Origin of the sequence: Paenibacillus sepulcri (genome assembly GCF_042647105.1) — a bacterium.
Lineage (GTDB): Bacteria > Bacillota > Bacilli > Paenibacillales > Paenibacillaceae > Paenibacillus_Z > Paenibacillus_Z sepulcri.
On the sequence record NZ_JBHRUP010000001.1, the window covers coordinates 2,412,551 to 2,424,810 of the forward strand.

Consider the following 12,260-nt stretch of genomic DNA (forward strand, 5'->3'; position numbering starts at 1 on the left):
TTTAAGCCTGGATGAGAGTGTCCTGATTAAAGGCGCTGTACACCGAACGAAGTCCTTCATCAAGCGGAATTCTCGCTTTCCAGCCCAATGAGTTAATCTTGGTGACATCAACCAGTTTGCGCGGCGTACCATCTGGAATCGAAGCATTGAAGGAAATATCACCCTCATAGCCGACAATGGATTTGATCAGCCCGGCCAATTCTTTAATCTCGATATCTTCTCCGACGCCAATATTGATGATTTCATTGTCCTCATAATGCTCCATCAGGAACAGACAAGCCTCAGCGAGATCGTCCGAATGCAGAAACTCTCGTTTGGGAGTACCGGTACCCCACACCTCTACAGCCGGTGCGCCGCTTTGCTTGGCTTCATGAAATTTCCGGATTAATGCCGGAAGCACGTGAGAGGATTTCAAATCGAAATTATCATTGGGGCCGTACATATTCGTAGGCATCGCCGATATGAATCTTGTGCCGTATTGACGGTTGTATGACTTGCACATATTGATGCCGGCAATTTTGGCGATGGCGTATGGCTCGTTGGTAGGCTCGAGTTCACCTGTGAGCAAATACTCTTCCTTGAGGGGTTGAGGCGCATACTTTGGATAGATACAGGTTGAACCGAGGAATAACAGCTTCTTCACATTATACTGATAAGCGGCATCGATAACATTGGTTTGAATAAACAGATTATCGCGGATAAAGTCCGCCGGATAATCATTATTCGCCGCAATGCCGCCGACCTTGGCCGCCGCGAGAAACACGTAATCGATTTGCTCTTCCGCGAAAAACCGGAGCACAGCTTCGCGCTCCCTCAAATCCAGTTCCTTGCTTGTGCGGCAGACAAGATTCGTATAGCCCTCTGCCTCCAATTTTCGGAGAATGGCGGATCCAACCAGTCCTTTATGTCCGGCAATATATATTTTTGCGTTTAAATCCATGCTTCTCACCTCACTCTTTGGCTTATCTCTATATGTTCTAGAAAGCGTCTTTGGAACCAAGCAGCACTTTGACGGTTTTCAAAATAATCTTGATATCAAACAGGATGCTTCTTTGCTTGATATAAAGAAGATCGAGCTGAACCATTTCATGAAAGCTGAGGTCGTTGCGGCCGCCGACCTGCCATAAGCCCGTGCAGCCCGGTATGACTCTCAGGCGCAATTTGTCATAATTCGTATATTCCTCGACTTCCCTTGGGAGCGCAGGCCTGGGACCAACCAGCGACATGTCGCCGCGGATAACGTTCCACAGCTGCGGCAGCTCGTCGATGCTGGTTTTACGGATAAATTTGCCGATTCTTGTAATCCGCGGATCATCCTTCATCTTGAACATCGCACCGCTGATCTCGTTCTGTTCGAGAAGATTCGTCAGCAGCTCCTCGGCATTGGAGACCATCGAACGGAACTTGAACATCTTGAAGGTCTTCTCATGCTTGCCGACTCTCACCTGTTGAAAAAAGACAGATCCCTTGGGGTCCTCAAGCTTGATCATGATGGCGACAACAATAAATGCCGGACTGATTACAACCAGACCGATGAAAGCGAGGATGATATCCATTGCACGCTTCATCATCAAATAAGAACGTTTATTACTCTTCCGCTCCAGGCCATAGCTGCCATAGATGGAGCCGCTCTCCAGCGCAACCTCGGCTTCTTTATTTTGTGATGTAGGAGCCAATTGAAATCACCTCATCTTGAAATAATCTTATTTTTGGAATGTTCGCGCTCAAGAATGCCTTCCAGGGCCTCCAGCAGAGGCAATCTCAACTCATCTTTGCGAAGCGCAAAATCCAGGGTTGTCGTAATGAATCCCAATTTCTCTCCTACATCATAACGGGTGCCTTCAAAATCATAGGCGAATACGCCCTGCACCTCATTCAACCGCTGAATCGCATCGGTCAATTGAATCTCTCCGCCTGCCCCCTTTTCCTGCTTCTCCAGGAAGTAGAAGATTTCCGGCGTCAGTACATAACGTCCCATAATCGCCAGATTGGATGGTGCGCTCCCCAGCTTCGGTTTCTCCACAAAACGGTTGACCATATGAAGCTTGCCGTTGGAATCCACCGGATCGACAATGCCATAACGTTCTGTCTGCTCGTAAGAGACGGCTTGGACACCGATTACGGAACGGTTCGTTTTCTCATATTGATGAATCAGCTGCTTGGTGCAGGGTTCTTCCGAAACGACAATATCATCGCCCAGCAGAACAGCAAATGGTTCATCGCCGATAAAATTGCGCGCACACCAGACAGCATGACCGAGCCCTTTCGGTTCCTTCTGGCGTATGTAATGTATATCAACATTGGAGGATTTCTGAACCTCCTCCAGAATGCTTAATTTCCCTTTTTCCATCAAGCTTTGCTCCAGCTCCAGGGCGATGTCAAAATGATCCTCAATCGCACGCTTGCCGCGGCCGGTAACAATAATAATATCCTCAATACCAGAAGCGATGGCTTCCTCAACAATATACTGGATGGTTGGCTTGTCGACGATGGGCAGCATTTCCTTGGGCATCGCTTTAGTGGCGGGGAGGAATCTTGTCCCCATGCCTGCGGCTGGAATAATAGCTTTTCTCACTTTTTTCATTCAACTTCACCCTATCCTGTTATATTTTTTTATATGTTAAGTCTAGGTTGCTAAAAATGCGAGCTATCGATTTTATCTACAGAAAAATCGATAGCTCGAATTTTTAGAAAAACGGGCATCAAACCCGACCTCTCATCACACCCTTGACAATCATGTCTAAGGTTTCATAACCCACAGCGTGACCGAGTGCCTACAGTGATAAAGGTGCAGTAGACATTACCTATACACGCGCCATATTTTAGTTACTCAGCAGTACCATAGACATTTTTAAAGCTCGATTTGACATCTTTGCGGTTCAGGTTATTCAGAACAGCGCCGATAATCCGCGCATTGACATGCTCAAGGCTGGCTTTGGCCTTTTTGACCATTTCCTTCTCCGCCTTGCCCGCAGCCACAACCATAATGACCCCGTCGCAAAGCGAGCTGACGATCAGACTGTCGGTTACGGCAAGAACGGGAGGCGTATCAATCAGCACGATGTCAAAATGCTCCTTGAGATCCTTAATCAATGTGTTCATACGATGGTTGCCCAGCATCTCGGAAGGATTGGGGGGTATAGGTCCCGAGACAATTAAAGACAGATTATCAACACCTGTCGTTTTAAGAGCCTCCTGCCACTTGATTTGATCTGTCAATATATTAGTCAAACCGTTTCGATTATTTTGGGCAAGAACATGATGCAGAGATGGCTTTCGAAGATCAGCATCCAGCAGCAGAACCTTCTTGCCCTCCTGGGCATAAGCTACAGCCAGATTGCTGATGGTGGTTGTTTTCCCTTCATCTACTTGAGCGGAAGCAACCATAAGAACTTTCATGGGCGTATCAAGGAAAGAAAACTGGATATTTGTACGCAATTTGCGGTAAGCTTCTGAAATAGGCGACTTGGGATTCAATAACGTGATCAGATTACTCTCATTGGTTGATTGAGGCATAAGCACTTTCACCTACTTTCTTCTTTTTAGAAAGCGATGCTTTGCGCGGGCTGAGATCCTCTTTCGTTATATTCATAACAAGAGCCAGTGTGGGCAGGCCAAGCTCACTTTCCAATTCGTATTCATTCTTGAAGGTATTGTCGAGATAATCGAGCAGGAAAACTATACCCAGTCCTATCACTAATGAAAGGATGATAGCCACAAGGAAATTCATCAACGGACTCGTATTAAAAGGAACCGGAGAGCCCACCTCGCTTGCTTCGCTGAGTATCGTTACGTTGTCAATGTTCATAATGGTGGGGATCTGCTCCTTGAATACAAGCGATATTGCATTCACGCTCTTGGCGGCATTCTCGTAGGATACATCACTGTAAACCAAATTCATGATTTGCGAGTTATTGGCAGAAGCCACCGAAATCTTGCCCGGGCTGACTCTCAATTCAGGAAATTGCTGATGCACCTTATTAATGATTGCCGGAGATTTAATAATTTCCTTGTATGAATTTATTAACATAATACCTGTCTGTATGTTGCTTACATTGATGGAGTCTGCAATCTGGGAGGACTGATTGACAATTAGCTTGGCGTTCGCCTGATACATTGGTGTTGTTAAGTAGAAGCTTTTAATACCTGCAAGAATACATCCGATCGCAACAACGATAATGACCAACCAAATCTTTTTGATTACAATTTTAAAATATTGTTTAAGTTCCACCTTTGTTCCTCCCGTGAGAATGAGGTTTTAGCCCTCATTTAATAAAACAATTCGTTTATTCAGCAATAAATGTAAAAAACTGTTTATCCAGTACGAATTAAAAAATGATTTGTGGTAATACTGAATAACAGGTATGATACGTAATGTATCATTTTCAATGTTTACTTTACGATACGGATTGTAGCATGTCAAGGATTTTTTCATAGTTCTTACAAGCTTGCTACGTTTTGTTTCATATCATGCATTTGTAAGCGTTTCGTATTAATATGTTGGTATGGCTGGTTAGGAGGAGTATTATGAACATAGGAATTCGTATTGCAAAATTGAGGGAAGATAGGGGGTGGACTCAGGAACATACCGCTGCTTCACTGGGAATTTCGCGAGCGGCATTATCTCATTACGAGAAAAACCGCAGGGAACCAGATACCGAAACACTTTCCAAATTCGCCGACTTGTTTCATGTTTCTGTAGACTTCCTCGTAGGAAGAACAAATTCTCCTCATGTTACACTCGACGATCCGATACGCCAGTTTGTCGATCAATTAGAACTGGCGGACGAACAATTGCTGCAGAATTTCGCCTTGACCATAGATGGCCGCAAGTTAACTGTTGAAGAAGCGCGGCGGTTCATTGCTTTTGTACGCGCAGAGAGAATGATGAATTAAATGAGCATCACTTTTCAAAAAAAAACCACAGTTGGCCAGCTAAGCCAACTATGGTTTTTTTGTCCTTATAGAAAAGGATGACGTTTCACTCCTGTAAATGTCTATAAGGTTAGAAGGAAGAAGCCAATCTTGCCGCCAGAGACCGGCAAATGCCGTCTCTTCTTGCTTATCCTCATTTTTTCCCTTCCACGGAAGCATTGATTTGAGACCAGCTGTTAGAAGTAATGCCGAGCTGTTCCATAATCGCTCTCACATCGAGCTCTACCTGCTTGCCTGCCGCGCGATCGGTCTTTTTATCCTGGTTTGAATTCATTCCAAATCAACACCTCAGCTCTTTGTGTTTTCACGAACCATACAAATGCGCTCTTGTTAATTGGTTATTATTCAAATCGATTTCAAACTGACATCGTAATTAAAAAATCTTCGCATATAAGAATTCGTTTTCTTACATACAAAGATTATAATGATCTATGATGGTTGTCAGAAACCTGTTTTCAAGAAGAACTGCCGATCAGCTTAACCTTTTCTTGGCGCTGCTTCGATACTCATCCTCCCATTCCTTGGATATGCCCATTTGCTCCATAATCGTTCGAATATCAATGGTTTCCTTTTGCTTGAGCTTCATATCGTGCAGTTGTCTTTCATTCGTATGAATCATTGCAACAAATCACTCCTTAGACCTATTAAATCGACCGGCTACTGAAAGACTGTAATCATTGTAACCGCTTTGATTTGTTTAAGTTGTCGTTTGTTGGAAGTCTAAACCGTACTATCTTCCTGTTATTTTGTCGAATTCGCAATCATATTGGGAGTTTCTATTCATTATCCATAGCTTATTACCGATATAACCGATAATGGATGCACTTTGATCTCTTGACAGCTCACTATGGAAGCGTACTGTCTTCAGTTCCAGCTCTCCGCAATCCATTTCTATAACGGATTACAAGAAGCATCATACCATGTATACTCCCGTATGTAAGCCTCCTAAGGTACCAAAATGCCTCATTTCGCGATTAAGTTTCTCTCAGATATTCTAATGTTTTTCTCATACAATCACCTCTTTGCAGCAAAAAACGGCCTTACAGGAATGTGAAAGCTTGCTTAAAGCAATTTCACAGCAGCCCATAAAACCGCACCATCCCAAAATGATAATTACCCCGACTTTTAGGATATGAAACGATTATTAATAATTTTAATTTGATTGAGCGACAGATTATTATTGATCCGTACGCCGCCTATCAAGATCAGCATGTTTTTATTGATGATATTCTCCGAGATCACATGCCCGCTTCCAACCTTTACAAGAATGCCGGCACTGGGACCAAGCCTGCGCGGACTTGTGACATCGTTTTTTGAAATAGTAATATTGTTGCTTGTGGCTTGAAGATTGTTGCCGTCATCCCCTGGTCGAATCGCAATATTAAATTGATTATTCGTGCATTGATTCTCAAGAAGGATACAGGAATCCGAGCCATTTTTGACATCAATTCCATAATAAAAGCCTCTTACCGTATTGTTTTTGATTACGCTGTTTATCTCTCTTTCAAGCGTGATCCCCTGTTGATTCAAATTTCCGTCGCGATCCTCGGTCACCGTGCAGTTCGATACCGTGTTGTATTGGCCGCCTCCAAAAAGCGAAAGATGTCCGTCGCGGGAATTTCGGATTTGACAGGAGTCAATCAGGCAGCGGTCAGAATTGAAGCTAATAATGCCGGAACCATTATTATATTCGCTTATGATCCGGGAGATCGAGCAGTCCTCAGAATTATACACATTAATACCTTGGGAGTAATTCCTTATGGTCATCCCTTCAACCGAACAGGACCGGCAATCCTGAAGCAGGAGACCCACCCTCGAGGTTAGAATGCCGTTCGAAGGTAGTTGATCCCCTCTAAGACTTCCGCCCTGGAAATGAACATTCGAAGCCTTATAAACCCAGAATGCTCCGTAGCTGTCTGCAGTCTTGGTCTCGAAAATGGCATCGTTCATTATAATGGTTATCGGCTTTACGATTTTCAATGCAGCATAACTGGTTCCATAGCCTGTTGTTATTTTATGAAGCGGGTTTTTGCTTACCTTGTAATTACCCGCGGGCACAAGCAGAGTTCCGCCTTCCGGGACAGAATTAATGGCGGTTTGAATAGCTAGCGTATCATCATGAATACCGTCACCCACAGCATTAAAATCTGTTATCACATTCATACTCACCATAATTCCTCCTCCTTCCTATTTATCCTGATAATCTATTCTATTATTGGAACCTCCGATTGTTTCTGGTTGCATGCCCCCTATGCCGATAAGTAGTTGCCAAAGCCGCCCTTTTGAATCCTTCACATTCTATAAGTACAAAAAAAGAAAGACTGCCGAGGTCACCCTGCAGTCTTTCCTATTCCACCTGTTTTAGTTGCCGCCAATGCGGGCCAGCTCTTTCATATTGGCTTCAAATGCTGCCAAGAGAGCAGCCTCGCCGGCTAAGCCGGTTTGCTCCATCTTCTCGATTTGCTCCAGCATCCGTTTGTAATCCTTCGGAATGACCTTCACAAACCTCGTTATCGATGTGTCCCAATCCTTCAGCACCCGTTCGCCGATTGCGCTGCCCGTATATGTCACGTGGCGCTCAATCATTTCACGAAGCTCCGTAACTTCTCTGGCATCCTCCACGCGCTCCAGAAGCACCATCTCGATGTTGCAATGCTTGTAGAAGTCACCGGTCTCATCCAGCACGTAGGCGACGCCCCCCGACATCCCTGCGGCAAAATTACGGCCTGTGTTCCCCAGAATTACAACACGGCCACCCGTCATATACTCACAGCCGTGATCGCCTACACCTTCGACAACGACCTTGGCGCCCGAGTTTCGTACAGCAAAACGCTCACCGGCAATCCCGCTGATATAAGCTTCACCGTTCGTTGCGCCGTAGAGCGCGGTGTTGCCTATGATGACATTCTCCTCGGCCTTAAACGTCGCCTGAGGCGATGGAGCGATGATGATTTTGCCGCCGGATAGCCCTTTGCCGACATAGTCGTTGGAGTCGCCTTCCAGAGAAAGTGTAATCCCCTTCGGTACGAAAGCGCCAAAGCTTTGTCCTGCAGAGCCGATAAAGTGATACGAAATAGTATCCTCCGGCAAACCCTTTGCTCCATAACGGCGGGTTACCTCGCTGCCCAATATCGTCCCGACAACACGATTGATGTTGCGGATCGGCAGGGTAGCGCTGACTTTCTCGCCGCTCTCAAGCGCACGCTCCGCGATCGGAAGCAGCTTCTGCATATCAAGCGACTCGTCAAGCTTGTGATCCTGCTCCTGAATGCAGTAGCGCACAGCGCCTTCAGGCAGCTCAGGCTGATGCAGCAAGCGCGTCAGATCGATTCCTTTGAGCTTGTAATGTTCGATCAATGTCTTCGTCTCCAGACGGTCGACACGTCCAACCATATCCTGCACCGTACGGAATCCAAGCTCAGCCATGATTTCCCGAAGCTCCTGTGCAACGAACAGCATGTAGTTGGCTACATGGCTCGGATCGCCCATGAATTTCTTGCGCAGCTCAGGGTTTTGCGTTGCCACTCCCACCGGACAGGTATCCAGCTGGCAGACACGCATCATAATGCAGCCCAGTACGACCAGCGGAGCCGTGGAGAAACCATACTCCTCAGCGCCCAATAGAGCAGCGATGGCGAGGTCGCGCCCGTTCATGATTTTGCCATCGGTTTCGACGACGACGCGATCACGAAGATTGTTCAGCATCAGCGTCTGGTGCGTTTCCGCCAAACCAAGCTCCCAAGGCATTCCGGCATGACGGATGGAAGCCAGAGGCGATGCTCCTGTTCCTCCATCATAGCCGCTGACCAGAATAACATCGGCACGGCCCTTGGCCACCCCTGCGGCAATCGTCCCAACGCCTACCTCGGATACCAGCTTCACGTTGATGCGTGCCCGCGGATTGGCGTTCTTCAGATCATGAATCAACTCCGCCAAATCCTCGATGGAATAAATATCATGATGCGGCGGCGGAGAAATCAGACCCACACCCGGCGTCGATCCGCGCACTTCAGCAACCCACGGATAAACTTTACGGCCAGGCAGCTGCCCGCCTTCACCAGGCTTGGCGCCCTGTGCCATCTTGATCTGGATCTCATCCGCATTGACGAGGTAATCGCTGGTAACGCCGAAGCGGCCGGAAGCCACCTGCTTAATGGCACTGCGTCTGGAGTCCCCATTGGCATCCGGGATAAACCGGGCCGGATCCTCGCCGCCTTCGCCCGTATTGGATTTGCCGCCAATGCGGTTCATCGCAATTGCAAGCGATTCATGGGCTTCCTTACTGATGGAGCCGTAGGACATTGCCCCGGTTTTGAACCGTTTGACGATGGACTCCACAGACTCAACCTCATCCAGAGGAATTGGCTCGGAATTATGTTTGAAATCAAGCAGCGAACGAAGGGTCAGATGCTTCTTGTCCTCGCCTTGCACAAGCGCCGAAAATTTCTTGTACAGCTTATAATCGTTCGAGCGCGATGCCATCTGCAGCGTGTGGATCGTTTGGGGACTGAAGAGATGGTCCTCGCCGTCCTTGCGCCATTGATATTCGCCGCCGGAATCCAGCTCCTTCTCGCCGCCTTCCTGCTCGGTAAACGCGCGGTTATGATGCTTCAGATTCTCGTCGGCAATCACATCCAGGCCAATACCGCCGATGCGGGACTGCGTCCAGGTGAAATATTCGTCCACCAGCTCTTCTTTCAAGCCAACAGCTTCGAAGATTTGCGATCCGCGGTAGGATTGAATGGTGGAAATCCCCATTTTGGAGAGCACCTTTACGACGCCCTTGGTCGCTGCCTTGATGAAATTCTTCACAGCTTTATCATGCGTAACGCCGCGCAGCATGCCTTGGCGGATCATATCGTCAAGCGTCTCGAAAGCCAGATACGGATTGACCGCACTGACGCCGTAGCCGAGCAGCAGGGCAAAATGATGCACCTCGCGCGGTTCGCCGGATTCGAGCAGGATGCAGACCTTGGTCCGCGATCCTTCGCGGATCAGATGATGATGCAGCGCCGATACCGCAAGCAGAGCCGGAATGGCTGCATTCTCGCGGTCTACTCCGCGGTCGGACAAGATCAGGATATTATGCCCTTTGCTGATTACGCGGTCAGCCGCTTCGCACATTTGGGTCAAAGCGCTGCGCAGACCCTCTTCGCCATTAGCCGCCTGGTACAGAATAGGCAGTGTAATCGACTTGAATCCGGGACGGCGCACATGGCGCAGCTTGGCAAACTCTTCGTTGGACAGAACAGGCGAAGCCAGTCTGATATGACGGCAGCTTTCAGGTTCCGGTTGAAGCAGGTTGCGCTCAGGTCCGAGAGTCGTTCCTGTCGCTGTAATAATCTCCTCACGAATGGCATCAATCGGCGGATTCGTGACTTGAGCGAACAATTGCTTGAAATAATTGTAAAGACGCTGCGGACGCTCCGACAGCACGGCCAGAGGAGCATCGTAGCCCATGGATGCAATCGGTTCCACGCCGCTGCCAGCCATCGGCTCCAGCACTTTGCGCAGATCTTCGAATGTGTAGCCAAAAGCCTGCTGGCGCTGCTGCACGGTTGCATGATCCGGTTCAGGCAGCTCCGGCGCATCGGGCAGATCATCCAGACCGACGAGATGCTCGTCGAGCCATTCACGGTAAGGATGCTCCTTCACGATTTGCGCTTTGACTTCTTCATCGGTAATGATGCGGCCTTCCTTGGTATCCACCAGCAGCATCCGTCCCGGGCGAAGACGATCCTTGTACAATATATTGTCCGGCTCAACCGGTACGGTGCCCGCTTCCGAACCCAGAATGATAACGTCATCCTTCGTCACGTAGTAACGCGCAGGACGAAGCCCATTGCGGTCGAGCAGAGCGACGATCTGGGTACCGTCTGTGAACCCCATTGCCGCAGGCCCGTCCCATGGCTCCATAAGCGTGCTGTGATATTCGTAGAATGCCTTCTTGTCGTCATCCATGCCCTCATGGTTCGACCACGGCTCGGGAACCATCATCATTGCGACATGCGGAAGAGACCGGCCGGACAGATACATGAATTCCAGCGTGTTATCGAACATCGCGGTATCGGAACCGTCCGGATCGATAACCGGCTTGATTTTATCCATATCGGAACCGAACAGCTCGGTTTCGAACAGGGTCTGGCGCGCATGCATCCAGTTGACATTGCCGCGCAGCGTATTGATCTCGCCGTTATGAATCATATAACGGTAAGGATGCGCCCGCTCCCAGCTCGGGAACGTGTTCGTGGAGAAACGGGAGTGTACCAGCGCGATTGCCGTTTCCACCGCTTCATCGTTCAATTCCAGATAGAATGAACGAACCTGCTCGGTTGTAAGCATTCCTTTATAAACGATTTTCTTGCTCGACATGCTCGGGATATAGTACGTGTCCGCACCTTCGGCACCGGAGTAGCGGATAGCATGCTCCGAACGCTTGCGGATGACATAAATTTTGCGTTCAAAGGCAAGCTCATCCTGGATATCGGCGCTGCGGCCGATAAACACCTGGCGGACAAACGGCTTTACGCTCTTGGCGGATTCGCCAAGCTTCCCATCATTCGTCGGAACCGTGCGCCAGCCGATCAGAGTCTGGCCTTCTTCGCGAATAATGGATTCAAGCTCACGCTCGTGCGTGCTGCGCAGCGCTTCATCCTGCGACAAGAACAGCATGCCTACCGCATACTCTCCGTTTGCCGGCAGCTCAATGCCTTGCCCTTTCAATTCCCGAGCGAAAAAAGCATGCGGAATCTGCAGCATGATGCCCGCTCCGTCTCCCGTGTTGGGCTCGCTCCCTTGGCCGCCGCGGTGTTCCATATTCTCAAGCACCGTCAGCGCTTGCTGAATAATGGTATGTGATTTTTTCCCTTTGATGTTAGCCACAAAGCCCATACCGCAAGCGTCTTTCTCTAATTGCGGATCGTACAGGCCTTGCTTCGGCGGCAACCCATAACGATTCTCTTTCATGTCGTGCAACCTCTCTATGAGAAAATTTGTGGATAAACGGTGGTTACAAAAGATCCGTCTTCATTTTCGCCCTGCTTTGGTTTAGAATGAAGGAATGCGTAAGCATACAGCATACCAAACCAGCGAAAAATGAACAAGTTAAAAGACGCTGTTGTACGCTCGCAAGCAAGCTGTAATCATCAGCATCTTCCGATAAATCTGCGTCAAAACGTTATTATTTTATTTTAACATCACCCCATAATGATATCAATTTAATATTTTTTATGGTTCTGATAAGAGATCTTTTACGGTGCGCAGGTTTTAACAGTCAAGAAGAAACAGCTCCACCCTCCTTTGGCGGCTCACAACAAGTTTCTTCA

The 12,260-nt window shown here is 48.0% G+C and carries 10 protein-coding genes; 1 reads left to right on the forward strand and 9 read right to left on the reverse strand.

Translation table 11 applies throughout. From position 1 onward, the window contains the following. Nucleotide 1: 1 nt before the first annotated feature. The 5 genes from ACFOLF_RS10690 to ACFOLF_RS10710 form a co-directional block, all read right to left on the reverse strand. Entirely contained in the window at nucleotides 2–940 is a 939-nt protein-coding gene (locus ACFOLF_RS10690) for a GDP-L-fucose synthase family protein (protein ID WP_210038254.1), read from the reverse strand. 37 nt (nucleotides 941–977) lie between these two features. After that, on the reverse strand, nucleotides 978–1,676 hold the full coding sequence (locus ACFOLF_RS10695) for a sugar transferase (protein ID WP_210038253.1): 699 nt from the start codon (nucleotides 1,674–1,676) through the stop codon (nucleotides 978–980). An 11-nt stretch (nucleotides 1,677–1,687) separates the two neighbouring features. Beyond that, nucleotides 1,688–2,584 (reverse strand): UTP--glucose-1-phosphate uridylyltransferase GalU, encoded by an 897-nt coding sequence (gene galU / locus ACFOLF_RS10700; RefSeq protein ID WP_210038252.1) that lies wholly within the window; start codon nucleotides 2,582–2,584, stop codon nucleotides 1,688–1,690. A gap of 242 nt (nucleotides 2,585–2,826) precedes the next feature. Further along, the gene (locus tag ACFOLF_RS10705; RefSeq protein WP_210038251.1) at nucleotides 2,827–3,516 is read right to left on the reverse strand and encodes a CpsD/CapB family tyrosine-protein kinase; all 690 of its coding nucleotides are present in this window, start codon (nucleotides 3,514–3,516) and stop codon (nucleotides 2,827–2,829) included. Beyond that, the gene (locus tag ACFOLF_RS10710) at nucleotides 3,497–4,231 is read right to left on the reverse strand and encodes a YveK family protein (RefSeq protein WP_210038250.1); all 735 of its coding nucleotides are present in this window, start codon (nucleotides 4,229–4,231) and stop codon (nucleotides 3,497–3,499) included. The genes ACFOLF_RS10705 and ACFOLF_RS10710 overlap by 20 nt, the downstream gene beginning before the upstream one ends. A gap of 296 nt (nucleotides 4,232–4,527) precedes the next feature. Between ACFOLF_RS10710 and ACFOLF_RS10715 the strand changes: the two genes are divergently transcribed. Then, nucleotides 4,528–4,896, forward strand: a complete 369-nt coding sequence (locus ACFOLF_RS10715; RefSeq protein WP_210038249.1) for a helix-turn-helix domain-containing protein — start codon at nucleotides 4,528–4,530, stop codon at nucleotides 4,894–4,896. Between the two features lie 172 nt (nucleotides 4,897–5,068). On the opposite strand, the gene ACFOLF_RS10720 is transcribed toward ACFOLF_RS10715, so the two are convergent. The 4 genes from ACFOLF_RS10720 to gltB all read right to left on the reverse strand — a co-directional run bounded on the left by ACFOLF_RS10720 (nucleotide 5,069) and on the right by gltB (nucleotide 11,901). Then, on the reverse strand, nucleotides 5,069–5,209 hold the full coding sequence (locus ACFOLF_RS10720) for a hypothetical protein (RefSeq protein WP_210038248.1): 141 nt from the start codon (nucleotides 5,207–5,209) through the stop codon (nucleotides 5,069–5,071). Nucleotides 5,210–5,407: 198 nt separating this feature from the next. Beyond that, nucleotides 5,408–5,554 (reverse strand): hypothetical protein, encoded by a 147-nt coding sequence (locus ACFOLF_RS10725; RefSeq protein ID WP_210038247.1) that lies wholly within the window; start codon nucleotides 5,552–5,554, stop codon nucleotides 5,408–5,410. A gap of 506 nt (nucleotides 5,555–6,060) precedes the next feature. Beyond that, nucleotides 6,061–7,098 (reverse strand): right-handed parallel beta-helix repeat-containing protein, encoded by a 1,038-nt coding sequence (locus ACFOLF_RS10730; protein WP_210038246.1) that lies wholly within the window; start codon nucleotides 7,096–7,098, stop codon nucleotides 6,061–6,063. A gap of 198 nt (nucleotides 7,099–7,296) precedes the next feature. Beyond that, nucleotides 7,297–11,901 (reverse strand): glutamate synthase large subunit, encoded by a 4,605-nt coding sequence (gene gltB, locus ACFOLF_RS10735; RefSeq protein ID WP_210038245.1) that lies wholly within the window; start codon nucleotides 11,899–11,901, stop codon nucleotides 7,297–7,299. Between the last annotated feature and the right edge of the window lie 359 nt (nucleotides 11,902–12,260).

Bases quoted from the DNA above. Each gene is read 5' to 3' on its own strand.
- ACFOLF_RS10690 (WP_210038254.1), bottom strand. From the start codon at position 940: ATGGATTTAAACGCAAAAATATATATTGCCGGACATAAAGGACTGGTT.
- galU (WP_210038252.1), bottom strand. From the start codon at position 2,584: ATGAAAAAAGTGAGAAAAGCTATTATTCCAGCCGCAGGCATGGGGACA.
- ACFOLF_RS10705 (WP_210038251.1), bottom strand. From the start codon at position 3,516: ATGCCTCAATCAACCAATGAGAGTAATCTGATCACGTTATTGAATCCC.
- ACFOLF_RS10715 (WP_210038249.1), top strand. From the start codon at position 4,528: ATGAACATAGGAATTCGTATTGCAAAATTGAGGGAAGATAGGGGGTGG.
- ACFOLF_RS10720 (WP_210038248.1), bottom strand. From the start codon at position 5,209: ATGAATTCAAACCAGGATAAAAAGACCGATCGCGCGGCAGGCAAGCAG.
- ACFOLF_RS10725 (WP_210038247.1), bottom strand. From the start codon at position 5,554: ATGATTCATACGAATGAAAGACAACTGCACGATATGAAGCTCAAGCAA.
- ACFOLF_RS10730 (WP_210038246.1), bottom strand. From the start codon at position 7,098: ATGAATGTGATAACAGATTTTAATGCTGTGGGTGACGGTATTCATGAT.
- gltB (WP_210038245.1), bottom strand. From the start codon at position 11,901: ATGAAAGAGAATCGTTATGGGTTGCCGCCGAAGCAAGGCCTGTACGAT.